This is a genomic window from Aeromonas sp. EU05-FHT14A05, assembly GCF_058791175.1.
The window spans coordinates 308,651-334,239 of the sequence record NZ_JBYTDH010000003.1; the positions used below are offsets into that span (position 1 = coordinate 308,651).

General features: G+C 62.8%; 29 protein-coding genes and 2 pseudogenes. 24 read left to right on the top strand and 7 right to left on the bottom strand.

What is annotated here, in order from left to right; all coding sequences use genetic code 11:
• Window positions 1-2 precede the first annotated feature (2 nt).
• Entirely contained in the window at window positions 3-1,037 is a 1,035-nt protein-coding gene (gene tapT, locus AC3WR3_RS06710; protein ID WP_202047432.1) for a type IVa pilus ATPase TapT, read from the bottom strand.
• Between the two features lie 39 nt (window positions 1,038-1,076).
• Between tapT and AC3WR3_RS06715 the strand changes: the two genes are divergently transcribed.
• The 5 genes from AC3WR3_RS06715 (at window position 1,077) to AC3WR3_RS06735 (ending at window position 4,072) form a co-directional block, all read left to right on the top strand.
• Window positions 1,077-1,778: a YggS family pyridoxal phosphate-dependent enzyme gene (locus AC3WR3_RS06715; protein WP_342059352.1), complete on the top strand. Its 702-nt coding sequence runs from the start codon at window positions 1,077-1,079 to the stop codon at window positions 1,776-1,778.
• Window positions 1,779-1,937: 159 nt separating this feature from the next.
• Window positions 1,938-2,765, top strand: a complete 828-nt coding sequence (proC, locus tag AC3WR3_RS06720; RefSeq protein ID WP_342059351.1) for a pyrroline-5-carboxylate reductase — start codon at window positions 1,938-1,940, stop codon at window positions 2,763-2,765.
• 23 nt (window positions 2,766-2,788) lie between these two features.
• Window positions 2,789-3,340 (top strand): YggT family protein, encoded by a 552-nt coding sequence (locus AC3WR3_RS06725; protein ID WP_202047429.1) that lies wholly within the window; start codon window positions 2,789-2,791, stop codon window positions 3,338-3,340.
• On the top strand, window positions 3,340-3,648 hold the full coding sequence (gene yggU, locus AC3WR3_RS06730; protein ID WP_247627273.1) for a DUF167 family protein YggU: 309 nt from the start codon (window positions 3,340-3,342) through the stop codon (window positions 3,646-3,648). Before AC3WR3_RS06725 ends, yggU begins: the two co-directional genes overlap by 1 nt.
• Window positions 3,649-3,652: 4 nt before the next feature.
• Window positions 3,653-4,072 (top strand): DUF4426 domain-containing protein, encoded by a 420-nt coding sequence (locus AC3WR3_RS06735; RefSeq protein ID WP_202047427.1) that lies wholly within the window; start codon window positions 3,653-3,655, stop codon window positions 4,070-4,072.
• Window positions 4,073-4,150: 78 nt separating this feature from the next.
• Here AC3WR3_RS06735 and AC3WR3_RS06740 read toward each other — a convergent pair whose 3' ends face one another.
• The 3 genes from AC3WR3_RS06740 to AC3WR3_RS06750 form a co-directional block, all read right to left on the bottom strand.
• Window positions 4,151-4,981 (bottom strand): CPBP family intramembrane glutamic endopeptidase, encoded by an 831-nt coding sequence (locus AC3WR3_RS06740; RefSeq protein WP_342059350.1) that lies wholly within the window; start codon window positions 4,979-4,981, stop codon window positions 4,151-4,153.
• 193 nt (window positions 4,982-5,174) lie between these two features.
• Window positions 5,175-5,471 carry a hypothetical protein gene (locus AC3WR3_RS06745; protein WP_025325671.1) on the bottom strand — a complete coding sequence of 99 codons (297 nt, stop codon included), beginning with the start codon at window positions 5,469-5,471 and terminating at the stop codon, window positions 5,175-5,177.
• Window positions 5,472-5,521: 50 nt separating this feature from the next.
• Window positions 5,522-5,896: a YacL family protein gene (locus AC3WR3_RS06750; protein WP_139436877.1), complete on the bottom strand. Its 375-nt coding sequence runs from the start codon at window positions 5,894-5,896 to the stop codon at window positions 5,522-5,524.
• A 208-nt stretch (window positions 5,897-6,104) separates the two neighbouring features.
• On the opposite strand from AC3WR3_RS06750, the pseudogene AC3WR3_RS06755 reads away from it, so the two are divergent.
• From AC3WR3_RS06755 to AC3WR3_RS06795, 9 genes and pseudogenes are all read left to right on the top strand, one after another.
• A pseudogene (locus AC3WR3_RS06755) lies at window positions 6,105-6,222 on the top strand (sugar diacid recognition domain-containing protein); the annotation flags it as partial.
• Window positions 6,223-6,366: 144 nt separating this feature from the next.
• The gene (locus tag AC3WR3_RS06760) at window positions 6,367-7,482 is read left to right on the top strand and encodes a sugar diacid recognition domain-containing protein (RefSeq protein ID WP_429109973.1); all 1,116 of its coding nucleotides are present in this window, start codon (window positions 6,367-6,369) and stop codon (window positions 7,480-7,482) included.
• Between the two features lie 119 nt (window positions 7,483-7,601).
• Complete coding sequence (locus tag AC3WR3_RS06765; RefSeq protein WP_025325674.1) at window positions 7,602-8,864, top strand: GntP family permease; 1,263 nt, start codon at window positions 7,602-7,604, stop codon at window positions 8,862-8,864.
• A gap of 9 nt (window positions 8,865-8,873) precedes the next feature.
• Window positions 8,874-10,007 carry a glycerate kinase gene (locus AC3WR3_RS06770; protein WP_342059348.1) on the top strand — a complete coding sequence of 378 codons (1,134 nt, stop codon included), beginning with the start codon at window positions 8,874-8,876 and terminating at the stop codon, window positions 10,005-10,007.
• A gap of 202 nt (window positions 10,008-10,209) precedes the next feature.
• Window positions 10,210-10,773 (top strand): NnrU family protein, encoded by a 564-nt coding sequence (locus AC3WR3_RS06775; RefSeq protein WP_342059347.1) that lies wholly within the window; start codon window positions 10,210-10,212, stop codon window positions 10,771-10,773.
• A 59-nt stretch (window positions 10,774-10,832) separates the two neighbouring features.
• On the top strand, window positions 10,833-11,369 hold the full coding sequence (locus tag AC3WR3_RS06780; protein ID WP_492291490.1) for a glutathione peroxidase: 537 nt from the start codon (window positions 10,833-10,835) through the stop codon (window positions 11,367-11,369).
• Between the two features lie 82 nt (window positions 11,370-11,451).
• Window positions 11,452-12,387, top strand: a complete 936-nt coding sequence (locus AC3WR3_RS06785; protein WP_182789004.1) for a LysR family transcriptional regulator — start codon at window positions 11,452-11,454, stop codon at window positions 12,385-12,387.
• A 24-nt stretch (window positions 12,388-12,411) separates the two neighbouring features.
• Window positions 12,412-12,483 (top strand): annotated as a pseudogene (locus AC3WR3_RS06790) (hypothetical protein); the annotation flags it as partial.
• Between the two features lie 86 nt (window positions 12,484-12,569).
• A complete protein-coding gene (locus AC3WR3_RS06795; protein WP_492291491.1) occupies window positions 12,570-13,766 on the top strand; it encodes a NupC/NupG family nucleoside CNT transporter in 1,197 nt (398 codons plus the stop codon).
• Window positions 13,767-14,178: 412 nt separating this feature from the next.
• Here the strand turns inward: AC3WR3_RS06795 and AC3WR3_RS06800 are convergent, their stop codons facing one another.
• Both AC3WR3_RS06800 and arfB read right to left on the bottom strand, forming a co-directional pair.
• Window positions 14,179-14,673 (bottom strand): methylated-DNA--[protein]-cysteine S-methyltransferase, encoded by a 495-nt coding sequence (locus AC3WR3_RS06800; RefSeq protein ID WP_342059345.1) that lies wholly within the window; start codon window positions 14,671-14,673, stop codon window positions 14,179-14,181.
• Window positions 14,674-14,700: 27 nt separating this feature from the next.
• Window positions 14,701-15,117: an alternative ribosome rescue aminoacyl-tRNA hydrolase ArfB gene (arfB, locus tag AC3WR3_RS06805; RefSeq protein ID WP_005332323.1), complete on the bottom strand. Its 417-nt coding sequence runs from the start codon at window positions 15,115-15,117 to the stop codon at window positions 14,701-14,703.
• 201 nt (window positions 15,118-15,318) lie between these two features.
• Here arfB and glnK point away from each other — a divergent pair, with 201 nt between their 5' ends.
• The 5 genes from glnK (at window position 15,319) to AC3WR3_RS06830 (ending at window position 20,676) form a co-directional block, all read left to right on the top strand.
• Window positions 15,319-15,657: a P-II family nitrogen regulator gene (glnK, locus tag AC3WR3_RS06810; protein WP_005332325.1), complete on the top strand. Its 339-nt coding sequence runs from the start codon at window positions 15,319-15,321 to the stop codon at window positions 15,655-15,657.
• A gap of 242 nt (window positions 15,658-15,899) precedes the next feature.
• A complete protein-coding gene (locus AC3WR3_RS06815; RefSeq protein WP_492291492.1) occupies window positions 15,900-16,907 on the top strand; it encodes a Fe(3+) ABC transporter substrate-binding protein in 1,008 nt (335 codons plus the stop codon).
• Window positions 16,908-16,946: 39 nt separating this feature from the next.
• Complete coding sequence (locus tag AC3WR3_RS06820; protein ID WP_492291493.1) at window positions 16,947-18,572, top strand: ABC transporter permease; 1,626 nt, start codon at window positions 16,947-16,949, stop codon at window positions 18,570-18,572.
• A gap of 82 nt (window positions 18,573-18,654) precedes the next feature.
• Entirely contained in the window at window positions 18,655-19,689 is a 1,035-nt protein-coding gene (locus AC3WR3_RS06825) for an ABC transporter ATP-binding protein (protein ID WP_492291494.1), read from the top strand.
• An 81-nt stretch (window positions 19,690-19,770) separates the two neighbouring features.
• Window positions 19,771-20,676, top strand: coding sequence for a Dyp-type peroxidase (locus tag AC3WR3_RS06830; protein ID WP_492291495.1), 906 nt, complete (start codon window positions 19,771-19,773; stop codon window positions 20,674-20,676).
• 79 nt (window positions 20,677-20,755) lie between these two features.
• Here AC3WR3_RS06830 and argR read toward each other — a convergent pair whose 3' ends face one another.
• The gene (gene argR, locus AC3WR3_RS06835) at window positions 20,756-21,226 is read right to left on the bottom strand and encodes a transcriptional regulator ArgR (RefSeq protein ID WP_005308670.1); all 471 of its coding nucleotides are present in this window, start codon (window positions 21,224-21,226) and stop codon (window positions 20,756-20,758) included.
• 200 nt (window positions 21,227-21,426) lie between these two features.
• Between argR and AC3WR3_RS06840 the strand changes: the two genes are divergently transcribed.
• The 5 genes from AC3WR3_RS06840 (at window position 21,427) to mdh (ending at window position 25,426) form a co-directional block, all read left to right on the top strand.
• Window positions 21,427-22,167 carry an ATP-binding cassette domain-containing protein gene (locus AC3WR3_RS06840; RefSeq protein WP_139436858.1) on the top strand — a complete coding sequence of 247 codons (741 nt, stop codon included), beginning with the start codon at window positions 21,427-21,429 and terminating at the stop codon, window positions 22,165-22,167.
• A gap of 24 nt (window positions 22,168-22,191) precedes the next feature.
• Window positions 22,192-22,929, top strand: a complete 738-nt coding sequence (locus AC3WR3_RS06845) for a transporter substrate-binding domain-containing protein (RefSeq protein WP_005332335.1) — start codon at window positions 22,192-22,194, stop codon at window positions 22,927-22,929.
• 3 nt (window positions 22,930-22,932) lie between these two features.
• Complete coding sequence (gene artQ, locus AC3WR3_RS06850; RefSeq protein WP_492291496.1) at window positions 22,933-23,583, top strand: arginine ABC transporter permease ArtQ; 651 nt, start codon at window positions 22,933-22,935, stop codon at window positions 23,581-23,583.
• A gap of 2 nt (window positions 23,584-23,585) precedes the next feature.
• A complete protein-coding gene (gene artM, locus AC3WR3_RS06855; protein WP_139436854.1) occupies window positions 23,586-24,248 on the top strand; it encodes an arginine ABC transporter permease ArtM in 663 nt (220 codons plus the stop codon).
• Between the two features lie 242 nt (window positions 24,249-24,490).
• Window positions 24,491-25,426: a malate dehydrogenase gene (gene mdh, locus AC3WR3_RS06860; protein ID WP_139436852.1), complete on the top strand. Its 936-nt coding sequence runs from the start codon at window positions 24,491-24,493 to the stop codon at window positions 25,424-25,426.
• Window positions 25,427-25,589: the final 163 nt, after the last annotated feature.

The window sequence follows — 25,589 nt, forward strand, 5'->3', positions numbered from 1 at the left end:
TCTTAAATGCTGTTGGGATCGGCCGCCTTGGCCCTGGCGTCCAGGGCGGCAACCACGCCCCGGTTGACGAGCTGCTTGAGGCTCTGATCCATGGTCTGCATGCCGTGGGTCATCCCGGTCTGGATGACGGAGTAGAGCTGGGCGACCTTGTCTTCCCGGATCAGGTTTCGCACCGCCGGGATCCCCAGCATGATCTCGTGGGCCGCCACCCGGCCGCCGCCGATCCGCTTGAGCAGGGTCTGGGAGATGACGGCCCGCAGGGACTCGGAGAGCATGGAGCGCACCATGTCCTTCTCCGAGCCGGGGAAGACGTCGATGATACGGTCTATGGTCTTGGCCGCCGACGAGGTGTGCAGGGTGCCGAACACCAGATGGCCCGTCTCCGCCGCCGTCATGGCCAGGCGTATGGTCTCCAGATCGCGCATTTCCCCCACCAGTATGATGTCCGGGTCTTCACGCAGAGCCGAGCGCAGGGCGTTGGCGAAACTCTTGGTATCGCGATGCACCTCGCGCTGGTTCACCAGGCAGCGCTTGTTCTCGTGCACGAACTCGATGGGATCCTCGATGGTGAGGATGTGGTGGTGGAAGTTGTCATTGATGTAATCGACCATGGCCGCCAGGGTGGTGGACTTGCCCGAACCGGTCGGGCCCGTGACCAGCACCAGGCCGCGGGGAAATTCCGCTATCTTGCGAAACATCTCCGGCGCCTCCAGATCTTCCAGAGTCAGGACTGTGCTCGGTATGGTACGGAACACGGCGCCAGAGCCCCGTGCCTGCTGGAAGGCGTTGACCCGGAAGCGCGCCATGCCGGGCACCTCGAAGGAGAAGTCCACCTCGAAATTCTCCTCCAGCTCCTTGCGCTGGTGGTCGTTCATGATGTCGTAGATGAGGGCGTGTACTTCACGGTGATCCAGGGCGGGCAAATTGATCTTGCGAACCTCCCCATCAACCCTGATCATCGGGGGAACCCCGGCCGAGAGGTGTAGATCCGAGGCCTTATGCTTTACACTGAAAGCCAATAACTCTGTGATATCCATAGATTTGTTATTCTCCCATCACAAGATCACGAACGAAATATGAGCCAGATTGCCCAGCACCTGCTTCAGGTAAAGGAACGTATTGTAGAGGCTGCACGGCGAGTTGGCCGTGGCGCCGATCATATCCAGTTGCTTGCGGTCAGCAAGACCAAGCCGCTTGAAGACATCCAGGCCGCCTATGCCGCCGGTCAGCGCCGCTTTGGCGAATCCTATGCCCAGGAGGCCGCGCTCAAGATTGATGCCCTGCGTGAGCAGGCCGCCTGCCAAGACATAGAGTGGCACTTTATCGGCCCGCTGCAATCGAACAAATCCAGGCTGGTGGCGGAGCGATTCGATTGGGTGCAAAGCGTCGATCGTGACAAACTCATCGAGCGCCTCAACAACCAGCGTCCAGCCGGGTTGGCACCGCTAAATGTCTGTCTGCAAATCAATATTAGCGGAGAGAGCAGCAAATCCGGTACGTCGGAGCAAGAGATTTTCCGGCTGGCCGCCCTGGTTGCCCAGAGCGAGCGACTGGTGCTGCGTGGCCTGATGGCCATCCCGGAGCACACCAGCGACGAGGCGGTGCTGGCCGCGCAGATGCTACGCATGCAGGCTCTGTTCACCGAGCTTGCGCAACAATACCCGAGCGTCGACACCCTTTCGATGGGCATGACCGAGGATCTCGAGGCCGCCGTCGCCCATGGCAGCACCATGGTCCGGGTCGGCACTGCCATCTTCGGTGCCCGTGATTATTCATGAACAGAAGCACGCGGTGCCGCCTCTCCTCGCCTTCGCCGGCGCGGGCACACCGCCGTATTGGAAGCCAATAACAGGAGTGTGTGATGCAACATAGAACCCTCGCCTTAATCGGGGCGAGCACGCAGGGCTCCGCAGTCATTTCATCAGCAGGAGTGCAAGATGCAGCATAAGAGAACCATCGCCTTCATCGGGGCGGGCAACATGAGCCGCAGCATCATTGCCGGTCTGATCCAGGCCGGTTATCCGGCCGGGCGGATCACTGCCGCCAACCCCAGCCGCCCAAAGCTGGACGCGCTGGCTGACCAGTTCGGCATTCGCATCACCCAGAGCAACGCCGAGGCGGCCCGTGAGGCCGAGGTCATAGTGCTGGCGGTCAAGCCCCAGCTGATGGCGGCCATGCTGGAGGCGCTGGTGGCCGAGCTGGGCTCCCTTGAGGGCAAGCTGCTCGTCTCCATCGCCGCCGGCATCAAGGTCGAGCGGTTGCAGGAGATGGCGGGGGGCCACGACCGCATCATCCGCACCATGCCCAATACCCCCTCCCTGCTGGGATTGGGGATGACGGGCCTCTATGCCCCGAGCGGCATAGAACAGGCGGATCGCGACTTTGCCGAACAGATGATGCAGGCCGTCGGCAAGACCCTCTGGGTCGCGCAGGAGAGCGGCATCAACGGCGTCATCGCCGCGGCGGGCAGCGCCCCGGCCTACTTCTTCCTGTTCATGCAGGGGATTGCCGAGGAGGCGGAGGCCATGGGCTTCACTCCCGAGCAGGCCCGTCTGCTGGTGCAGCAGACCGCCCTTGGCGCCGCCGCCATGGTGGAGCAGAACCCCGAGCTCACCCTGCAGACCCTGCGCGAGCAGGTCACCAGCAAGGGCGGCACCACGGCCGAGGCCGTCAGGACATTCCAGGAGCAGGGGCTGAAGCCACTGACCGCTCGTGCCATGCAGGCGGCCGTCACCCGGGCCGCCGAGATGGAAACCCTTTTCTGAACCTTTTGTAGCAAGGAGCCCGGATGAACACGGCTTACTTTTTGATTAACACGATTTTTGATCTCTACCTCATGGTGGTGCTGCTGCGCGTCTGGTTGCAGTGGGCCCGCGCCGATTTCTACAACCCCATGAGCCAGATGGTGGTCAAGGTGACCAACCCCCTGGTGATCCCGCTGCGCCGCATCATCCCCGGCTTCGGCGGGCTGGACATGGCCTCGGTGCTGCTGGCGCTCATCATCGCCTTCGCCAAGCTGGCGCTGCTCAAGAGCATGAACGTGCTGCTGACCGACTGGCTGACCCTCAGCCTGTTTGCCCTGCTCACTGTGCTGAAGAAGACGGGCTCCATGATCTTCTGGGTGCTGCTGATCCGCGCCATCCTGAGTTGGGTCAGCCAGGGCCGCAATCCCATCGAGTACGTGATGCATCAGCTGACCGAACCCTTCCTGGCCCCTATCCGCCGCATACTGCCGGCGCTGGGTGGCCTGGATCTCTCCGTACTGGTCGCCTTCATCGCGCTGCAGGCCATAAACTATCTGTTGGGGGATCTGTTCGGTCAGCTGTGGTGGATGATCTGATGCCAGCCGTCCTGCTGGAAGGGGACGCGCTGATACTGCACCTGATGATCCAGCCCAAGGCGAGCCGGGATCAGATCGTCGGCTTGCACGGGGACGAACTGAAAGTGGCCATCACGGCGCCGCCGGTGGATGGCCAGGCGAACAGCCATCTGATCAAGTATCTGGCCAAGCAGTGCAAGGTGGCCAAGGGGCAGGTCAGGATAGTGCGGGGGGAGCTCGGTCGGCACAAGACGGTCGCCATAGAGGCACCAAGACAGATCCCCGCCGAGATCGCCGCCCTGCTGGAGAGTGGAACAGGAAAAGGATGACATCATGAAAACAGTCTGGATGAGCTGCCTGCTGGCGCTCTTGATGACGCTGCCGGTGCGGGCCGAGCAGATGAAGGAGCTGGGCCCCTGGCAGGTTCACTACAGCGCCTTCAACTCCAGCTTCCTCACCCCTGAGGTGGCCAAGGCCTATGGCCTGGAGCGCAGCCGCTACAACGGCGTCGTCAACATTGCGGTGCAGAACAAGCAAGGGGTGGCTCAGGCGGTGGGCATCAGCGGCGAGGCCAAGAACCTTACCGGCACCATACGTACCCTGAGCTTCCAGGAGGTGAAGGAGGGGGACTCCATTTACTACCTGGCGGTGCTGCCCTACCGGAACGAGGACACCTACCAGTTCACCCTGAAGATCATGGGGGAGGGGCAGCAGCAGACGCTGACCTTCCAGCAGACCTTCTACGTCGACTAGCTGTCCGGATGCGATGAAAATGCCCCGAACCCACAGGTTCGGGGCATTTTTTTATCCGGCGAGAGCCTGCCTCCGCAGTTAGCGGCTGGCCAGCGGGTAGGTGAACAGGGCCAGGTGGGCGAAGTTGAACAGAAAGTGCAGCAGTATGGCGACGCTCAGGCGCCCGCTCAGCAGGAAGGCCAGGCCGTAACAGGCCCCCGCCAGGGCGGCAAACAGCACCAGCAGAGGACCACCGGCCAGGTGGGCGGCCCCGAACAGCAGGCTGGCGACCAGGAGGCCGAGCCAGGGCTTGCTTCGGCTCGCCACCCCTTGCTGGATGAGGCCGCGAAACAGCGCCTCTTCCGCCACGCAGGTGAACAGCAGGTTGTTGAGAGCGAACAGCCACCACCAGTGGGGCAGCCCCACTTCGGGCTTGAGGGCCCCCAGTTGCCAGGCGGCGATCAGCAGGGCCGCCAGCGGCAGCATGAGCAGGGCCAGCGGTCGCCAGCGTATCGCGCCGCCCGGGCCGAGCAGGGCGGGCCAGGCCAGCAGCAGGCCGAAGAAGATGAGCGGCTTGTCCAGATTGAGGTAGAGGGTGAAGGGGACGCTGGCGGGACCGGCCTGCACCCGATCCAGCACCTTGAGGTTGTCAAAGCCCGGCACCAGGTGCAGCGTCAGGGCCAGGGCCCACAGCAGCACCAGCGTCAGTGCGACGCCACGCCAGGGCTGAGGCAGGGTGGGTGTGCGCCAGGCCAGCAAGAGACCGGCGAGGCTGGCCAGCGCGGCGACGGGGCCGAGTCTCTCCAGCCAGATCGCGGTCAGCAGGGCGACCCCCAGCAGGATCAGGCCGCTCCGCTGCTGGCGGGCCAGGCAGAGCAGCACGGCCAGTCCCAGGGCGAGCCAGATGAGGGTGTCAGGGAGTGGTAACATTGAGTCTCCTTGTGGGTTGCAAGGGGCGCACCTTAACGAGCCTTCGCCTCTGGCACAAGGCGCAATGGACTGGTCGGAGCCCAGGCGGGCACCTTCTTGCCGACAGCGCTGACCGGCCTGGGCAATAAAAAGCCGGAGCTAGGCTCCGGCTTTGGGGACAGGTGGTGGCCCGAGTGAAGGGGCCCAGACCAGATTAACGGCCGGATTCGGCGATGACGCGGGCTATGATGTCGGCGCGCTTGCTCGCTTCCAGTTCGCCCAGGGCGATGAGGCCGGCCTTGAAGATGACGTTCTTCGGCAGGCTGACGTCGTCCAGGGTGGTGATGGCTTCGACGTGCAGGCCGTTCAGGCGGCTGGCATCGCGCGGGCTCAGGTTGACCTGGGTATTCATCACCTGCTTGCCTTTCTTCTTGGCAGGCACGGCGGCTTTCTGGCTGGATTCCTGTTCTTCGTCTTCCGGCAGTTCGTCATCAAAATCGTAAATGGACATAGTCAATCCTGTTGGGTTGCAAGGGGCATGCTCGCCCGAAATGTGGGTATTCAGCCCATATCCTCGTTGCGGATAAAGGCGCGCCAGGAGCCGAGTACCTGGGCAAAGTCTTCCAGTCCGCACATGGCCAGCTGCTCATCATCGTAGTAGGCGAGATCGTCGAGATCCTCATCCAGCTCGATATTGAGGACGTTGGCTTTCACCTCGGCCTCCTCAGGGGTGAGCAGCAGCGAATAGTCACCGCCGTGACGCCTGTACTCCGTGCGGGTTCGATTGGAGAGCTGGTCGATGATGGAGAAGAGCTCGTCGAGCGTATCCTCATCCTTGCCAACTTCATCGATCAGCCACTGGCCTATGGCCTCATGGCCCATGGAGAACCGGGCGCGATAGCCACCGAACGGGTCGCGGCGAAATTCATAGTCCATAGCGGAGTCCCTATCGGAAGGGTGGAGCCACCACAACACGGAACGGCGTGACGCCGATTCCATGATCCCGGGTGGGGCACAGATAGCGTAAAGTGGCCTATTCTAGCGATCCCCCCCGCGCTTGTCTTGATGATGTGGGATCTTTAACGGGTCTGTCCCCCGGATCCAGGCCACCCGGGGGCCTGTCAACGAATGGTATGGAGAGGCAATGCAGCTCAATGACACCCTTGCCCGTCAGATTGTGAGCCGGGCGATGAAGATACTGTCGTTCCCGGTCAAGGTAATAAACGAAAACAGCCTTATCATCGCCTCCGGCAACCCTCTGCTATCTATCCGGAGATTCAATGACACCCTTGCTCGTCAGATAGCGAGCCGGGCGATGAAGATACTGTCGTTCCCGGTCAAGGTAATAAACGAAAGCAGCCTTATCATCGCCTCCGGCAATCCTCTGCTATCTATCCGGAGATGTTATGCAGCTCAATGACACCCTTGCCCGTCAGATTGTGAGCCGGGCGATGAAGATCCTCTCTTTTTCGGTCAACGTGATGGACGAGCGGGGCCTCATCATCGCCTCCGGCAACCCGGAGCGGCTCCATCAGCGTCACGAGGGGGCCGTGCTGGCGCTGACCGAGAACCGGGTGGTGGAGATAAGCGAAGCAACCGCCCAGCAGCTCAAGGGGGTGAGGCCCGGCATCAACCTGCCCATCGCCTATCAGGGGGAGTTGCTCGGCGTCATCGGCATCTCGGGGGATCCGGAAGAAGTGCGTGCTTACGCCGAGCTGGTGCGGATGACCGCCGAGCTGATCCTGGAGCAGGCGGCGCTCACCGAGCAGTTGCAGTGGGACAAGCGCCACAAGGAGGAGCTGGTGCTGCAGCTCATTCGCGGCGAGGGGAGGGCCGATCAGCTGCAGCAGGCGGCCCGCTTCCTCGATCTCGATCTGGCCCAGCCTCGCGTCGTCGCCGTGCTGGCGCTGGAGGAGGCGGATCCGGCCCGCCTGCGGGAGCTGGTGCACCTCCTGGAAAATCCGGAGCGGGACAACCTGGTGGCCATCAACGGCCTGGACGAGATAGTGGTGCTCAAGCCGGCCCAGCTCAGTGACGGCGTCTGGCAATCGGCGCAGGAGCGCAGCCGCATCAAGCAGTTGCTGGCCCGCATTCCCCATTTCAAGGTGCGCATAGGGGTGGGTGATTACTTCGCCGGGACGGGCGGATTGGCACGTTCCTACCAGACCGCCCGCGACACCCTGCGCCGAGGCATGAGCCAGGCGCCGCGCAAGCAGGTCTACTTCTTCGAGGATTACCGCCTGCCTGTGCTGCTCGGGAGCCTGGCGGACTCCTGGCAGGCGGATCAGCTGCGGGCCCCCCTGCTCAAGCTGGCAAAGGAGGATGCAAAGGGAACGCTGCAAAAGACACTGCGCCAATATTTCTTGCAGGATTGTGATCTGCATCCCTGTGCCGAAACGCTCTTCATCCACCCCAATACCCTGCGTTATCGGCTGACCCGGATAGAACAGATAACAGGCTTGAATTTCAACAAGTTAGATGACAAGTTCCTGCTCTATCTCGGGCTCAATCTCGACGGCTGACTTGTTCATATGAACAAAAATAAAGGCTGATGAAGTGCAAGTTTTGGCTTTTCAGCCAAAGCATTCCGGGTCGGGATCACCATAATGGCCACCACTCACTCATTTGAAAGGTGCCCGTCATGATCCCTGTATCCGCGCTCGGCGCTCTCGCCGCGCTCTCCATCGCCATCTTCCTGATTCTGAAGAAGGTGCCGCCCGCCTACGGCATGATAGTCGGTGCCCTGGCCGGTGGCCTGATCGGCGGCGCCGACCTGACCCAGACCGTCGCCCTGATGATCGGCGGCGCCCAGGGGATCACCACGGCCGTGATGCGGATCCTGGCGGCCGGTGTGCTGGCGGGTGTCTTGATCGAATCGGGTGCCGCTACCACCATAGCCGAGACCATAGTCCGCAAGCTCGGCGAGACCCGTGCCCTGCTGGCCCTGGCCCTGGCGACCCTGATCCTGACCGCGGTCGGCGTCTTCGTGGACGTGGCCGTCATCACGGTTGCCCCCATAGCGCTCGCCATCGCCCGTCGCGCCGATCTCTCCAAGGCCGCCATCCTGCTGGCCATGATAGGGGGCGGCAAGGCGGGCAACGTCATGTCCCCCAACCCGAACGCCATCGCCGCGTCCGACGCCTTCCACCTGCCCCTCACCTCTGTGATGGCGGCCGGCATCATCCCGGGTCTGTTCGGTCTGGTGATGGCCTACTGGCTGGCCAAGCGCCTCAACAAGCGGGGCAGCAAGGTCGCGGCCGACGAAGTGGTGAACTTTGACGGTGGCAAGCTGCCCGGCTTCTTCGCCGCCATCAGCGCCCCTCTGGTCGCCATACTGCTGCTGGCCCTGCGCCCGGTGGCCGGCATAGTCGTGGATCCGCTCATCGCCCTGCCCCTCGGCGGCCTGGTCGGCGCCCTGATGATGGGCAAGTTCAGCAAGGTGAACCAGTTTGCGGTCTCCGGTCTCGCCCGCATGGCGCCGGTGGCCATCATGCTGCTGGGGACGGGTACCCTGGCGGGCATCATCGCGAACTCCGGCCTGAAGGACGTGCTGATCAGCGGCCTGACCGCCTCCGGCCTGCCCTCCTACCTGCTGGCCCCCATCTCCGGCGCCCTGATGTCGCTGGCGACCGCCTCGACCACGGCCGGGACAGTGGTGGCCTCCAACGTGTTCAGCTCCACCCTGATCGAGCTGGGGATCAGCAGTCTGGCGGGGGCCGCCATGATCCACGCCGGTGCCACCGTGTTTGACCACATGCCCCACGGCTCCTTCTTCCACGCCACCGGTGGCAGCGTCCACATGGGGGTGGGTGAGCGCCTCAAGCTCATCCCGTACGAAACCGCGGTGGGTCTGACCATTGCAACTGTCTCCACCCTGATGTTTGGCGTGTTTGGCCTCGCCTAAGGAATTGATATGAAGATTGTTATTGCCCCCGATTCATTCAAGGAGAGCCTGAGCGCCATGGCGGTGGCCGATGCCATCGAGGCCGGTTTCAAGCAGGTGCTGCCGGATGCCACCTACGTCAAGTTGCCCATGGCCGATGGCGGCGAGGGCACGGTGCAGTCCCTGGTGGATGCCACCGGTGGCCGCATCCTGCCGGTCGAGGTGACGGCACCGCTCGGCAACAAGGTGCAGGGCTTCGTCGGCCTGCTGGGGGATGGCCAGCGTGCCGTCATCGAGATGGCGGCGGCCTCAGGTATCCATCTGGTGGCACCGGAGCAGCGCAATCCGCTGCTCACCTCCAGCTTCGGCACCGGCGAGCTGATCCTGGCGGCGCTGGAGATGGGGGTCACTCACCTCATCCTCGGCATCGGCGGCAGTGCCACCAACGACGGCGGTGCCGGCATGATCCAGGCGCTCGGCGGCAAGCTCTTGAAAGCAGATGGCACCCCTATAGCCCTGGGGGGCGCGGGTCTCGGTGAGCTCACCACCATAGACCTGAGCGGGCTGGATCCGCGCCTGAGCGAGCTGGTCATCGAGGTGGCCTGCGATGTGAACAACCCGCTCTGCGGCCCGAAAGGCGCCTCCGCCGTGTTCGGCCCGCAGAAGGGGGCGACCCCCGAGATGGTGGCGCAGCTCGATGCCAATCTGGCCCGCTACGCCGACTGCATCGAGCAGGCCCTTGGCAGGCAGGTGAAGGATATTCCGGGGGCGGGCGCCGCCGGTGGCATGGGCGCCGCCCTGGTCGGCCTGCTCGGCGCCGAGCTCAAGCCCGGTATCCAGATCGTCATCGAAGCCTTGAAGCTGGCCGATGAAGTGGCCGATGCGGATCTGGTCATCACCGGGGAAGGGCGCATCGACAGCCAGACCATCCACGGCAAGACGCCAATCGGTGTCGCACGCTGCGCCAAGCAGTTCGGCAAGCCGGTGATCGGCATCGCCGGCTGCCTCACCGATGATTGCGGCGTGGTCCATGACCATGGCATCGACGCCGTGTTTGCCGTGGTCAACCGGGCCATGTCCCTGCCGGAGGCGATCGCAACCGCCACCACCAACCTGCAGCTCACGGCCCGCAACGTCGCCGCCCTCTATCTGCTGCGTCGTTAATCCTCTTCTGGCCGGTGCCCGTCACCGGCCGCACCCCGCCCCGTGTAGCGGATGTGGTTGCTCCCCTGAGGGCGGACCCTCTGACGCACCTTGCCGATCCCAGGATCGGCTTTTTTATTATCCTGCTGTCTTGTATATGGTTTTTGTATTCTGCCAGGGGCCTTTGCGGCATAGTGATCCCCCATAGTACAAGGAGCAACCCATGATCTTGCTGACCCTGGGGGTACTGCTGTTTACCCTGATCCATCTCTACCCCTGCTACGCCGCAGCGCACCGTGCCCGTCTGCGGGATCGGCTGGGGGAGAACCGTTACAAGGGACTCTTCTCGCTGCTGGTGTTCGTCGCCATCGGCTGCATCCTCGCCGGCTGGCGCAGCGCCAGCCCCATGCCGCTCTACTTCCTGCCCGCCTGGGGGCCCATGCTGGTGATGGCGGCCATGCCGGTCGCGCTGATCCTGCTGTGCGCAGGGCAGGGGCCCAACCACCTGAGGCGTTGGCTGGTACACCCCCAGCTGCTCGGTACCCTGCTCTGGGCCTGCGCCCATCTGGCGGTCAACAGCGAGGCGCGCTCCCTGGTGCTGTTCGGGGGGTTGGGCGCCTGGGCTCTGGTCAGCATCGTCTGGATATCGGTGCGGGACTGGCGCACCAAGCCGAGGCCGGCGGCCAACTGGCAGGGGACGGGGATCAGCGTGGGCGCCGGTCTGGTACTCACGGCCCTGCTCATCTTCTGGGGCCACGGCTGGTTGACCGGGATCCCGCTGCACTGATCCCTGAACCTTGTGCGGGGATCTCGCGTATGATGGAGAAAACCCGAGGAGTCACGTCGATGAAATGGTTCACCCTGCTGCTGTTGCTTGGATCTGGCGCGGCATCTGCCGCCTGTCCCGACTACTTCAATGTGGAGATGCGGGAGCTCAACAACACCCAGCGCCACAACCTCTGCCAGCTGACTGAGGGCAAGGTGGTGCTGGTGGTCAACACCGCCTCTTATTGTGGTTACAGCGGCCAGTTCCGGGATCTGGAGGCGCTCTACCAGAGCTACAAGGAGAAGGGGCTGATGGTGCTGGGGTTCCCCTCCAACGACTTCTGGCAGGAGGCGGGCAACGAGAACAAGACTGCCGAGGTGTGCCGTCGGGATTACGGGGTCACCTTCCCCATGTTCAACCGGGTCTCGGTGCGTGGCGCCGATGCGGTGCCATTGTTCAAGGGGCTGGCGTCCGCCGCCGACGGGGATGCACCGAACTGGAACTTCCACAAATACCTGGTGGGCCGCGATGGCAAGCTGATTGCGAGCTATGGCGCCAATCAGAATCCGGCCGATGATCCCCTCAAGGCGCAGCTGATCCAGGCGCTGGGACGCTGACCCTACCCCCTGGCGGGCGGCTCTGGAATAATGGGGGCCCGCCACTCACTCTGGTTATCCCGTGCTGCAACGTCTTCCCCAAATGGTGATCTTCGATGCCCTGGTCCGCGAGCAGGGCATCTCGGCGGCCGCGCGGCGGCTCGGGGTCTCCAAGTCCCACATCAGCAAGCAGCTGGCCCAGCTTGAGACCGAGCTCGGCGCCCAGCTGGTGCAGCGTACCACCCGCCGTTTCTCCCTGACCGAACTCGGCCAGGAGTATGCCCGCCACTGCCGAACCCTGGTGGCGGTGGCCCTGGAGGCGGACTCCATGGTGGCGGAGCGGCGCGGCAAGGTGAGCGGCGTGCTGCACCTGGGGGTGGGCCAGTCCTTCGGCCGCTTGCACGTGATCCCGCGGCTCAAGGCATTCCAGGCGCGTTACCCCGACCTGGAGCTGGAAGTCTCCCTGTTCGATCACCGCACCAACCTGGTGGATGAGGGGCTGGATCTCTGGATCACCACCTACGAGGACAAGCCCGAGGCCCTGGTGGGGCAGCGGCTGGCGGACATCGGCTTCGTGCTGGTGGCCTCGCCGGACTATCTGCTGAGCCATGGCACCCCGCTGCACCCCAGGGATCTGGCCAGGCACAACTGCATCACCTACCAGAGCCGGGAACGGCGCTACCACGAATGGTCGTTTCGCCAGGGCAAGGAGCGCCAGACGGTGCAGGTGGCAGGCAACTACCGGGTGGATCTGGCTGAGGCGGTGCGGGATGCCGCCCTGGCCGGGCTCGGCATCGCCTATGTTGCCAACTATCTGCTGGACAAGGAGCTGCAATCCGGCCAGCTCATCCCCCTGCTGCCCCAGTGGCGCCCGAACCAGAAGATGGCGGTGCACGCCGTCTACGCCAGGCGGGAGCACCTGGATCCCAAGATCCGCCTCTTCATCGACTTCCTCAAGGAGAGCTTCGGCCCCGAACCCTACTGGGCGCAGCGGCTGGCTCCCTGGCTGGGGGGCAGATTGTCCGGTGTGGAGGAATAATCGTTTCCATACAGGAACACTGACTTTCGCCTGATACCAAACACGAGCCAAATCAGCCAGTTGGCGCAACCGATGTCGTGCAAACGTTTTTGCTAACAGGGTTGTAACCAGGTGGACTTGCAGTGATGGGGGCAGGGGAGCAGAATCCGCGCCCATCTTCAGTCCCACTAGATGGAATCCCTATGATCGCCCTTCTCGGCATCTTGAGTATCCTGGCGCTAGCCGCACTCTGCTCTGATAATCGTCGTCGTATCCCGTTGAGAACAGTGGGCTTCGCCCTCTGTTTGCAAGTCCTCTTCGCCGCCCTGGTGCTCTGGCTGCCTGCGGGTCAGCAGGTGCTCAACGGCGTCAGCGAGAGCGTCAGCAGCGTGATCGGCTACGGCCAGGAGGGGATCGCCTTCCTGTTCGGGGATCTGGCCAAGTTCAAGCTGGGCTTCATCTTCGCCTTCAACGTGCTGCCGGTCATCATCTTCTTCTCCGCGGTGATCGCCATCCTCTACCACATCGGCCTGATGCCGCGGGTCATCGCCCTGCTGGGCGGCGGCCTGCAGAAACTGCTGGGCACCGGCCGCGCCGAGAGCCTCTCCGCCACCGCCAACATCTTCGTCGGCATGGTGGAGGCCCCCCTGGTGGTCAAGCCCTATCTCTCCAGGATGTCTGACTCCCAGTTCTTCGCGGTGATGAGCTGCGGTCTTGCCTCGGTGGCCGGTGGCACCCTGGTGGGCTATGCCAGCATCGGGGTCGAGCTGAAATACCTGATCGCCGCCGCCTTCATGTCGGCGCCTGCCGGTCTGGCCATGGCCAAGATCCTGGTGCCGCCCGGTGCCGATGAGGAAGATCATCATGAAGATGTGGAGATCCCTCGCGCCACCAACGTGATCGAAGCGGCGGCCGATGGCGCCATGTCCGGTCTCAATATCGCTGTGGCGGTGGGTGCGACCCTGCTGGCCTTCGTCGGGGTGATTGCCATGCTCAACGGCCTGCTGGGCTGGGCCGGCGACCTGGTGGGTCTGGATCTGAGCTTCCAGATCATCCTGGGCTGGCTGTTCGCCCCCGTCTCCTGGCTCATCGGCGTGCCCTGGGATCAGGCCCAGGCGGCTGGCGCCCTGATCGGCACCAAGATCGTCATCAACGAGTTCGTCGCCTTCATCGCCCTGGTGCAGGATCAGACCCTGAACGAGTCGAGCAAGGCCATAGTCACCTTCGCCCTGTGCGGTTTTGCCAACATCTCCTCCATGGCGATCCTGATCGGCGGCCTGGGGGCCATGGTGCCGGAGCGCAAGTCCTTCATCGCCCGCTACGGCATGCGGGCCATCCTGGCGGGGGTGCTGGCAAACCTGATGAGCGCCTCGCTCGCTGGCCTGTTCCTCGCCCTCTGAGTGGCCTCGGCGCTAGCGCCTTCAGATTCAAGCCCGCTTCGGCGGGCTTTGTTGTGGCTACTCGGGCAAAAAAAAAAAAGCGCCTCAGAGGAGGCGCGGGGAAAAAGACAGATTGGAAGCGTCACATGGGTGCCACTTGAATGAGGGATGAGCCGTGCCATCCAAGTGTGAGTGCATCATGCCTTTCCCAGTCTGAAGCCCTTCTGAGGCGATTCTTCATGCTGTGTTCATTTTGCTAAACGCCCGGTGGCGTCGGTTCGAAGCCTCTTTTCCCCAGCGCCAATGCCAGCAACCAGCGTATGAAGGGGATGCCGCTGGCTAATCAGGGGCTCAGGGAGTCAGCGTGAAGGTGTCGACAGTCTGTTGCTCCAGTGCCGGCAACCAGCGTTGTGAACGGGATACCGCCGGCTAATCAGGGAGTCAGCGTGAAGTTGTCGGCAGTCTGTTGTTCCAGTGCCAGCAACCAGCGTTTGATGGGAATGCCGCCGGCGTACCCCGTCAGCGCGCCGCTGCTGCCTATCACTCTGTGGCAGGGCACTATGATGCTCAGGGGGTTGCGGCCGTTGGCCGCCCCGACGGCCCGCACCGCCTTGGGGTTGCCGATGGCCTGGGCTATCTCGAGGTAGCTGACGGTCTCGCCGTAGGGGATGTCGCACAGGGCGCGCCACACCGACTGCTGAAAAGGGGTTCCCCGGGCGGCGAGCGGCAGCGTGAAGTGCCGCAGCCGGCCGGCAAAATAGGCTTCGAACTGCTCGAGGTAGGGGGCCAGGGCCACATCGTCCCGCTGCCATTCCGCTGTCGGGGTGACCGGCTGCTCCCCCCGCAGGAACTCCACGAAGCGCAGGCCATCCTGATCGATGGCGACCAGCAGGGGGCCCTGGGCGCTGTCACAAAAACTGTATCTCATGGATCTCTCCTCCTCGGCCTGAACGGCTCACTCCATCCCGGGCTTGCCACGGGCCGACTTGATCTCGCCCTTGCGCTTCTTGGCGTCAACCCGCTTGCGCTGGGAGCTGCGGGTCGGCTTGGTGGCGTGGCGGGCCTTGGGGCGCCAGGCGGCCTTTTTCAGCAACTCGGTCAGGCGGCTCATGGCCTCCTTGCGGTTCATGTCCTGGCTGCGGTGGGTCTCGACCCTGATCTGGATGAAGCCATCGTGAACCCGGCTGTCGCTGAGCTTCTCCAGCCCCTCCTTGTAGAGATCCGGCAGGCTGGGGGAGTCGCGGTAATCGAAGCGCAGCCAGACGGCGGAGTCCGTCTTGTTGACGTGCTGACCCCCGGCCCCCTGGGCGCGCATGGTCTGAAACTGCAGCTCATGCCAGGGAATGATCACGCTGTTGGAGATGACTAACATGGGGTGATGCTCTCATTTGGTGCATCAAGGGAGTCTGGTGCAGCTTGGTGCCTCATTATGGGGCGAGATGCGCTTCCTTGGTGATCCTGAGCCGAAACGGCTCAAGGGTTAATGGCTATCTTTATGAAAATAAACAATAAAAATACTTGGCACAAGAATTGATGACCTCTTCATGACATACCATGGATTGGGAGCAACCAGATGAAGCTGATTACTGCGATTATCAAACCTTTCAAGTTGGACGACGTGCGCGAGGCCATCGCCAACCTGGGGGTTGAGGGTCTGACCGTGTCCGAGGTCAAGGGCTTCGGTCGCCAGAAGGGGCACACCGAATTATACCGGGGGGCAGAGTACCAGGTCGACTTCCTGCCGAAGGTAAAGCTGGAGATCGCCACCGCCGACGAGAACGTGGAAGGGGTGATCGAGGCCATCTGCAAGGCGGCTTATACCGGCAAGATAGGGGACGGCAAGATCTTCGTCTATGACCTGCTGCAGGCAGTGCGCATCCGTACCGGCGAGAGCGACGACGAGGCGCTGTGATGCCGCGCCAGGGCCCCGGCTACTGAGCCGGCCGGGTTGAGCGCTCAGGCCCTGCCGGGTCGATAGAAAAAGAGAATGCATGGTCATGAAGAGACTGGGTGGGATTCCATCCGGTCTTTTTGTTTTAGCGACGATTAAATATCTGGCCTTACCTCTGCAAACCGCCTTGATCCTCTCATCCTGATTCATGCAGAATGCAAACGAAAATAGTTATCACTTTATGCACAGACAAGGAATGGATGATGAAAATGAAGATGCTGGCGCTGGTGTTCTCCTCGCTGATCGCCCAGTCGGCCTTTGCCGCCGCTGAAGTGAATGTCTACTCCAATCGGCAGGATGAGCTGATCAAGCCCATCATCCAGCAGTTCGAGAAAGAGACCGGGATCAAGGTCAACGTGGTGTTTGCCAAAGAGGGGCTGAACGAGCGCCTGGAGCGCGAAGGCAAGCTCTCCCCCGCGGATCTGATGCTGACCGTCGACATCAGCCGTCTGACCGACCTGGTGGACAAGGACCTGGTGCAGCCGGTGGACAGCAAGACATTGCAGGAGAACATCCCCTCCATCTATCGTGATCCGGACAACCGCTGGTTCGCCCTGACTACCCGGGTGCGCGCCATCTACTCCAGCAAGGATCGTCTCGGCAAGCTCGACACCATCCGCTACGAAGATCTGGTCAAGCCTGAATTCAAAGGAAAAATTTGTACCCGCAGCGGCAAGCACGAGTACAATGTGGCGCTGGTTTCGTCCATGATTGCCCATCACGGCATGGCGGACACCAAGACCTGGCTGGAAGGGGTCAAGGCCAACCTGGCGCGAAAGCCGCAAGGCAACGACCGGGATCAGGTCAAGGCGATCAAGGACGGTATCTGTGACGTCTCCCTCGGCAACAGCTACTACCTGGGCGCCATGTTGAAAGACCCGGCGCAGAAGTCCTGGGCCGAAGCGGTCGAGATCAACTTCCCGAACCAGGCTGATCGCGGTGCCCACGTCAACGTGAGCGGCGTGGCCATGACCAAGTATGCCAAGAACAAGGAAGCCGCCCAGAAGCTGATGGAGTTCCTCTCTGGCGACACCGCCCAGCACATGTACGCGGACGTGAATGCCGAGTATCCGGTCAAGGCCGGGGTCGAGCCTTCCGACATGGTCAAGTCCTGGGGCAGTTTCAAGTCTGACCCCATGCCGGTCAGCGACTATGCCAAGCACCGCAAGGACGCCTTGCAGTTGCTGGATGAAGTGAAATTCGACTTGTAATCAGATGGGGCCTAAGGCCCCATCAATCGCTGTGGACTCATGAAAAATTTTGGATGGATTGCCGGCAGCTGGGCCACCGCCCTGCTGCTGGGTTTGCCGGTGCTTGCCCTCATCTTCTCTGCCTTCTCGGCAGACGGAGAGCTGTTTCGCCACCTCGCCGATACGGTGCTGCTCGACTACCTTGGCAACACCTCAGGGCTGGTGCTGGGGGTAGTGCTGCTCAGCCTGCTGTTCGGGGTGCCCACCGCCTGGCTGGTCGCCATGTGCCAGGTGCCGGGGCGCCGCGCCCTGCAGTGGGCGCTGATGCTGCCCATGGCCATGCCCTCCTACATAGTGGCTTACGTCTATACCGACCTGCTCGACTACTCGGGCCCGCTGCAGGCGGGGCTGAGATCCCTGTTTGACTGGCAAGGCCCGGCCGATTACTGGTTCCCGGCCATCCGCTCCCTCGGCGGTGCCGCCTGGGTGCTGGCGCTGGTGCTCTTCCCCTATGTCTATCTGCTGGCGCGCGCCTCCTTCCTGGAGCAGTCGGTCAGCCTCATTCACTCCAGCCGGTTGCTCGGCTGCACCCCCTGGCAGAGCTTTCGTCGCCTCAGCCTGCCCCTGGCCCGCCCCGCCATCATGGTGGGGGCGTCGCTGGTGGCGATGGAGACACTGGCGGACTTCGCCACCGTCCATTTCTTTGCCATCAACACCCTGACGACGGCCATTTACGACACCTGGCTCGGTTACGGCAGCCTGGCCACCGCCGCCCGGCTCTCCTGCCTGATGCTGCTGGCTGTAGTGCTGCTCATCGCCCTGGAGCGCCGCTCCCGCCAGCGCCAGCAGGTGTTCCAGAAATCCATGGGCCATGAGCAGCCCCTACGCTACCCCCTCAAGGGGGCGAGCCGTCTGCTGGCCGGGCTCTGGTGCTGGGGACTGGTGCTGGCCGGTTTCGGCCTGCCGTTCGTGATCCTGCTGGACTACGGGGTGCGCTATTTCGCACTGTCATGGACGCCGGAATTCGTGCGCTTCGCCGGCAACAGTCTGCTCATCTCGGCCCTGACCGCCCTGCTCGCCATGGCGATCGCCCTGCTGCTTGGCTTCTTCCGCCGCCTCGATGGCGGCACCCGCAGCCTGCTGCCCCTGCGCATCGCCGCCACCGGCTATGCCATGCCGGGCACTGTGCTCGCCATCGGGGTGCTGGTGCCGCTGACGGCGCTGGATTTTGGTCTCAACGATCTGGCCGAGTGGCTCGGGATGCAGGGGCCAGGTCTGCTGCTGACCGGCACCCTCACCGCCATCGTATTCGGCTACCTGGTGCGCTTCGTGGCCATCGCCATTGGCTCGGTGGAGAGCAGCATGGGCAAGATCTCCCCCAGCCTCGACATGGCGGCCCGCTCCCTTGGGCAGGGGACGGGGGGCATGCTGCGCCGGGTGCATCTGCCTCTGGTGCGACGGGGCCTCTTTGCCGGCGCCATGCTGGTGTTCATCGAATCCATGAAGGAGCTGCCCGCGGCCCTGCTGCTGCGGCCGTTCAACTTCGAGACCCTGGCGACCCATGTCTACCAGTTCGTCTCGGACGAGATGCTGGAGCGGGGGGCGCTCGGCGCCATCGTCATCGTGCTGGTGGGGCTGGTGCCGCTTATCTGGGTCAACCGCAGCCTGGACAGTCCGGGGCACTGAGTCGCCACGTCGGCCAATGAAATTGCATACGGTGTGCTTGACCGAAAGGCAGCGCACCGCCAGAAACGAGAGGAAGTCAGTCGTGTCTTGCTTGCAAGTAGAGAAGGTTAGCTGCCGTTACAACGGCCAGAACGTGCTGGAGCAGCTCTCCCTGACGGTGGCCGACAACGAGATCGTCTGCCTGCTGGGGGCGAGTGGCTGTGGCAAGACCACGCTGCTCAAGGCGGTCGCCGGCCTGCTGCCGCTGGCGGAAGGCCGTATTCATCTTGGTGAGACCCTGCTGGACGGGCCCGGCGTGACGGTGTCGCCTGAGCGTCGCCACATCGGCATGATCTTTCAGGATTACGCCCTCTTCCCCCACCTGACGGTGGCCGAGAACATCGGCTTCGGGCTGACCCGGGCGCCTCGCGACAGCCGCCAGCAGCAGATCGACGAGGCGCTGACCCTGGTCAACCTGCAGGGGCTGGGGGATCGCTATCCCCATCAGCTCTCCGGTGGTCAGCAGCAACGGGTCGCCATCGCCCGCGCCCTGGTCTGCAAGCCCAGATTGATGCTGCTGGACGAGCCCTTCTCCAACATCGACACCCAGGTGAGGATGAAGCTGATCCTGGAGATCCGCACCCTGCTCAAGCGTCAGGGGATAGGCGCCATCTTCGTCAGTCACAGCAAGGAGGAGGCGTTCGCCTTCGCCGATCGGCTGGCGTTGTTCCGGGCCGGTCGCATCGAGCAGGTGGGCCAGCCGGAGCAACTCTATCGCCGCCCCGAGAACCGCTTCGTGGCGGAGTTTCTCGGCGGGGTCAACTATCTGGCGGCCGAGGTGGTGGACAGCCACTGCGTGCAGACAGCGCTCGGGGTCATCTGTGGCCATGAGCCGCACGGTCGCGCCCCGGGAGAGCGGCTGCAACTGATGCTCAGGCCCCAGCAGCTGGCATTGGCTACCGCCGCCGACGGCGACTTGCTGGTGCGGGAGCAGCAGTTCCTCGGCCATCACTGCCGGGTGCTGGTGGAGTGCGCCGGCCAGGTGCTGGAGGCCAGCATAGGGGAGCCTCTCGAAGGGGAGAGGGCGCGGGTGACCGTGGCCCCCCATGCCCTGGTGCTGTTCGAACAGATGCCTTGATAGTGATGTGAAATCAAGGAATTGACCCCGTTCCGGTTTATAATCGCGCCACGCCCATAGCCAATGTCTTTGGAGAGAGAAATGAAAGCCCAAGCCGGGATCTGCGCAGAGCCGAATCTGCATGCCCTCTATCTGATGTTCAATCGCACCGGTGACGGTGTCGAGCTGGCCACCCGTCTGGCCAGGCTGCCGGTTCTGTGGGATGCGGTGAGCGCCGATTTCCCCGACGCAGGTTTCAGCGGTCTGGTCGCCGTCGGCGCCGAGGGCTGGGATGCCATCTACCCGGCCGCCCGTCCGCCCCAGTTCCGTGGCTTCATGGCGCAGTCTGCCAATGGCCAGGAGGCCCCGAATACCCCGTTCGATCTCTTCGTGCAGCTGCGCGCCGATCGGGTGGACGTGCTCCATCATGCCGGCCATCGTGTCATGGCCCTGCTGGCCGGACTGGTGGAGCTGACCGAGGAAGTCCGCGGTTTTCGCAACCAGGATTGCCGTGATCTGACCGGTTTCGTCGACGGCACCGAGAACCCCCAGGGTGAGCACAGGGCCGACGTGGCGCTGATCGATGGGGGTGAATTTGCCGGTGGCTCCTACGTCCATGTCCAGCGCTGGGTGCACGCCATGAGCGACTGGGAGAAGCTGGCCCTCAAGGAGCAGGAGGACATCATTGGCCGCACCAAGGTGGACAACATCGAGTACGAGTCGGCCGACAAGCCGCTGACCTCCCACATCAAGCGGGTCAACCTCAAGACCCCGAAGGGAGAGTCCATGGAGATACTGCGCCAGAGCATGCCCTGGGGCACCATGCGCGAGCAGGGGCTCTACTTCATCTCCTGCTGCCGCACCCCGCAGCACTTCAATGCCATGCTGGCCAGCATGTACAAGGGGGAGGGGAGCCACTTCGATCACCTGCTGCGCTTCACCAGGGCGGTGACAGGGGCCGCCTTCTTCGCCCCCTCCATCGATTTTCTGGTCGCTCAGGGCAAGTAACCGCTTGCCGAGTGCGCGGAAACGAAAAATCCCGGCCTTGGCCGGGATTTTTCGTTCAGGTGGCGCGAGCGCGACCGGATCAGGGGGTCTGTTCGAACAGCTCGAGGGCGGAGAGGTAGAGCTCTTCGATGTCGGTGTCGCTGGTCGGGGTGATGAAGATGGTGTCATCACCGGCTATGGTGCCGAGGATACCTTCGGCCTTGCCGAGGGAGTCGAGCAGGCGGGCGATGAGCTGGGCCGCACCCGGGCTGGTGTGGATCACCACCAGGGCGCCGTTGTGGTCGACATCCAGTACCAGGTTCTTGAGCGGGCTGGAGGTGGTGGGCACACCCAGTTCCACCGGCAGGCAGTAGACCATCTCCATCTTGGCATTGCGGGTGCGGACGGCGCCGAAGCGGCTCAGCATGCGCGAAACCTTGGACTGGTTGATGTTCTCAAAGCCCATCTCTTGCAGGGCAGTGACTATCTCTGCCTGGGAGCCGAAACGCTCCTCTTTCAGCAAGGCTTTAAAGGCCTTGGCCAGTTTTTCTTGCTTGTCGTTATGTTTCATCTTGGACTCACGAATGAGGGAGGTGACCGCCTGTCACGCTCAGGCGGCAGATACGAACAGCGCTGCTATTTTGCATTCATATGCCTGTTTTGGCAAGGAAGCGGCGCTTGTTCTGCATATTGATTCAAATATAGCTTGCATCAACTTATGCTGGCGCTAGAATCAGGACGAAATTTTGAAAACTTATTCAATTGGGCTGTATGGGTATCGAATTAATCGGCATCGAAAAATCCTGGCACAAGGTGCCGGTACTGCAACAGGTCAGCTTCCGGACTGCACCCGGCGAGACCTTGGTATTGCTGGGCCCGAGCGGTGCGGGCAAGAGCTCGCTGCTGCGGATGATGAACCTGCTGGACACCCCGGATGCGGGTGTGCTGCGCATCGCCGACAGTGAATTTTCTTTCCCGTCCAGCCTCTCTCCCGCGGAATTCAACCGCCAGGCCCAGGCCTTGCGCCGCAAGGTGGGCATGGTGTTCCAGCAGTACAATCTGTGGCCCCATCTCACCGTGATGGAGAACCTGATTGAAGCCCCCATCAAGGTGCTGGGCATGAGCCGCGAGGCTGCCATCGAGAAGGGCGCCTACCTGCTGGCCCAGTTGCAGTTGGCCGACAAGCGGGATGCCTGGCCGGCGCGCCTCTCCGGCGGCCAGCAGCAGCGGGTCGCCATCGCCAGAACCCTGATGATGGATCCCCAGGTGCTGCTGTTTGACGAGCCCACTGCGGCGCTCGATCCTGAAATAACCAAAGAGGTGGCGGAGATCATCCGCACCCTGAGCCAGACCGGCATCACCCAGGTGGTGGTGACCCACGAGGTGGAGTTCGCCCGCAAGGTGGCCAGTCAGGTGATTTATCTGGAGAAGGGGCGGATCATCGAATCCGGCACCGCCGCCATCTTCCAATCCCCGCAAACCAGCCGGTTTGCCGAATTCTTGATGCATTGATACTGAATCGATAAGGAAGCTGTCATGAAAAAGAGTCTGTTGCTGGTTGCTGCCATGGGTCTGCTGAGCACCTCGGTGCTAGCCAAGGAGATCAAGTTCGCCACCGAGGCCACCTATGCGCCGTTCGAATACCTGGATGACAAGAACGAGTTCCAGGGCTTTGACATCGATCTGGCCCGCGCCGTCTGCGAGCAGGCCAAGCTGGAGTGCAGCTTCCACAACCAGGCCTTCGACAGCCTGATCCCCAGCCTCAAGTTCCGTCGCTATGACGCCGTCATCGCCGCCATGGACGTGACCCCGGAGCGGGCCGCCCAGGTCGACTTCTCCGATATCTATTACGAGAACTCAGCGGTCTTCGTGGCCAAGAAGGGCGCCTTCAAGGGGCCTGAAGAGCTGGTGGACAAGACGGTCGGCGTGCAGAACGGCACCTCCCACCAGTCCTACCTGGTGGACAACTGGGTGAGCAAGGGTCTGCTGACCGTGCCCTACGCCAGCTACCAGAGCGCCTTCCTCGACATGATGAACGGTCGCACCGACGGCGTCTTCGCCGACACCGCCGTTGCCGCCGACTGGCTCAAGCAGCACAAGGAGTACGGTGTCATCGGCACGCCGGTGACCGACGCCAAGTACTTCGGTACCGGCTTTGGCATCGCTGTGGCCAAGGGCAACCAGGAGCTGCTGACCCAGCTGAACAAGGGGCTGGCCGAGATCAAGGCCAACGGCACCTATCAGAAGATCTTCGACAAGTACTTCGCGCAGTAAGCCATGCTGAGCCTGTTGTTGGATGCAGCCTGGATGACCCTGGGGCTGGCCTTGGCATCACTGGTCGGGGGCATGGTGCTGGCGCTGGCGTTCAGCGCCGCCGAGCTCAGCAAGCGCAGTTGGCTGGTGTGGCCTGTGGCCACGCTGACCACGCTCATTCGTGGTTTGCCCGAGCTGCTGGTGGTGCTGTTCATCTACTTCGGCTCGACCCAGGTGTTGTTCCTCATCACCGGGGAGTACGTGGAGTTCAGCCCCTTCGCCTGCGGCGTGCTGGCGCTCTCCCTGCTGTTCGCGAGCTACGCCACCCAGACCCTGCGGGCGGCGCTCAATGCGGTGCCCGCCGGGCAGCGGCTGGCGGCGCTGGCGCTGGGCCTTGACAAGGGCCACATCTTCTTTCGCATCGTGCTGCCCCAGGCCTGGCGTCACGCCCTGCCGGGGTTGGGAAACCAGTGGCTGGTGCTGCTCAAAGACACCGCACTGGTCTCCCTCATCGGGGTGAACGAGATGATGCGCCAGGCCCAGATGGCCTCGGCCAGCACCTATGAACCCTTCACCTGGTACGCCGCGGCCGCCCTCATCTATCTGGCCATCAGCCTGGTGAGTGAGTTTGGCCTCAAGCAGGCTGCCCGCTACACCCGCCGTTACGGAGGCTGACCATGCAGGATTACCTGATGACCCTGCTGGGGGGGCTGGCGATTACCCTGCAGCTCACCGCGTTCAGCTTGCTGCTCGGCGTGCTGATGGCGGCGGGCATGACCTGGGTGCTGGAGCGCCGCATTCCGGTGGCGACCCAGCTGGTGCAGCTGTGGGTGCTGGTCTTCACCGGCACGCCTCTGCTCATCCAGATCTTCCTCATCTACTATGGGCCTGGCCAGTTTGAATGGCTCAAGGCGGGGCCGCTCTGGCCGTTGCTCAAGCAACCCTGGTTCTGCGCCGTGCTGGCGCTCGGGTTCAACACCGCAGCCTACTCCACCCGGCTGTTCAAGGGGGCGCTCGACGCCATCCCTGCAGGCGAGGTAGAGGCCTGCCGGGCGCTCGGCTTCTCCGCCGGCCAGACCCTGTGGATGAAGACCCGCCACGCGGCCCGTCGGCTGGTACCCGCCTACTCCAACGAAGTGATCCTGGTGCTCAAGGGCAGCTCGCTGGCCAGCACCATCACCATCATGGACATCATGGGGCTGGCCCAGCGTCTCAACGCCCAGACCTATGACACCCTGGCGGTGTTCACCGTGGCCGGGGGCCTCTACCTGACCATGAATGGATTGTTAACAATTGGTTTCCGCTGGTGCGAGAAGCGGGCACTGGCATTCCAGTCCTGAAGCAGTCGTATTTACCTCTTAATTGTGAGGGAGACACAGGAAATCTGTGTCTTTCCTCTCATTTATCGCATATTCCTCTCCGCTTTCGTCGCCGCTTGCTCCCTGGCTCACAGAACCCGTGATTACAACTGTTATCAGATTGTTTTTTAGCAGGGGATCCTTTAAGGTGAGGCGCACAATAAGAAACAGCGTTAACCCAACTAGAAACAACCTTAAACCTACGCTTAGACATGGAGTTGATCATGAAAGTTGCCGTTCTGGGTGCCGCCGGTGGCATCGGCCAAGCCCTTGCTCTGCTGTTGAAAAATCGCCTGCCTGCCGGTTCCGAGTTGAGCCTGTATGACATTGCCCCGGTCACCCCGGGCGTGGCGGCGGACCTGAGCCATATCCCGACTGACGTGAAAGTAAAAGGTTTCTGCGGTGAAGATCCGAGCCCGGCTCTGGTCGGCGCCGATGTCGTGCTGATCTCTGCCGGCGTGGCGCGCAAGCCCGGCATGGATCGTTCCGATCTGTTCAACATCAACGCCGGTATCGTCAAGAATCTGGTGGAGAAGTGTGCCGCCTCCTGCCCGAAGGCACTGATCGGCATCATCACCAACCCGGTCAACACCACGGTCGCCATCGCCGCCGAAGTGCTGAAGAAGGCCGGTGTCTATGACAAGCGCCGCCTGTTCGGCGTGACCACCCTGGACGTCATCCGTGGCGAGACCTTCGTGGCCGAGGCCAAGGGCCTGAACATCGACAAGATCCGCGTCAACGTGATCGGTGGCCACAGTGGCGTGACCATACTGCCGCTGCTCTCCCAGATCGAAGGGGCCAGCTTCACCGCGGAAGAAGCGGCTGCCATGACCAAGCGCATCCAGAATGCCGGTACCGAAGTGGTGGAAGCCAAGGCCGGTGGCGGTTCTGCCACCCTCTCCATGGGTCAGGCAGCCTGCCGTTTCGGTCTGTCCCTCATCAAGGGTCTGCAGGGCGAAGCCAATGTCATCGAGTGCGCCTATGTGGAAGGCAACGGCGAGCACGCCACCTTCTTCGCGCAGCCGGTGCTGCTGGGCAAGAACGGCGTCGAGAGCGTGCTGGACTACGGCAAGCTGAGCGCCTTCGAGCAAGAGTCCATGGACAGCATGCTGGCTACCCTGAAGGCCGATATCCAGCTGGGTGTCGACTTCGTCAAGTAAGCCGCAGCGTCGATCATGAGGGGAGCCCAGGCTCCCCTTTGTCATTTCCGGGGTTTGCCATGGAGAGCTAAGGAGATGGACCCGGCTGCCGATAAAGAGGGCAGCAGGAGATCCCTATGATGAAACCCAGTACCCTCATCGGCCTCGTCGGTCTGTGCAGCCT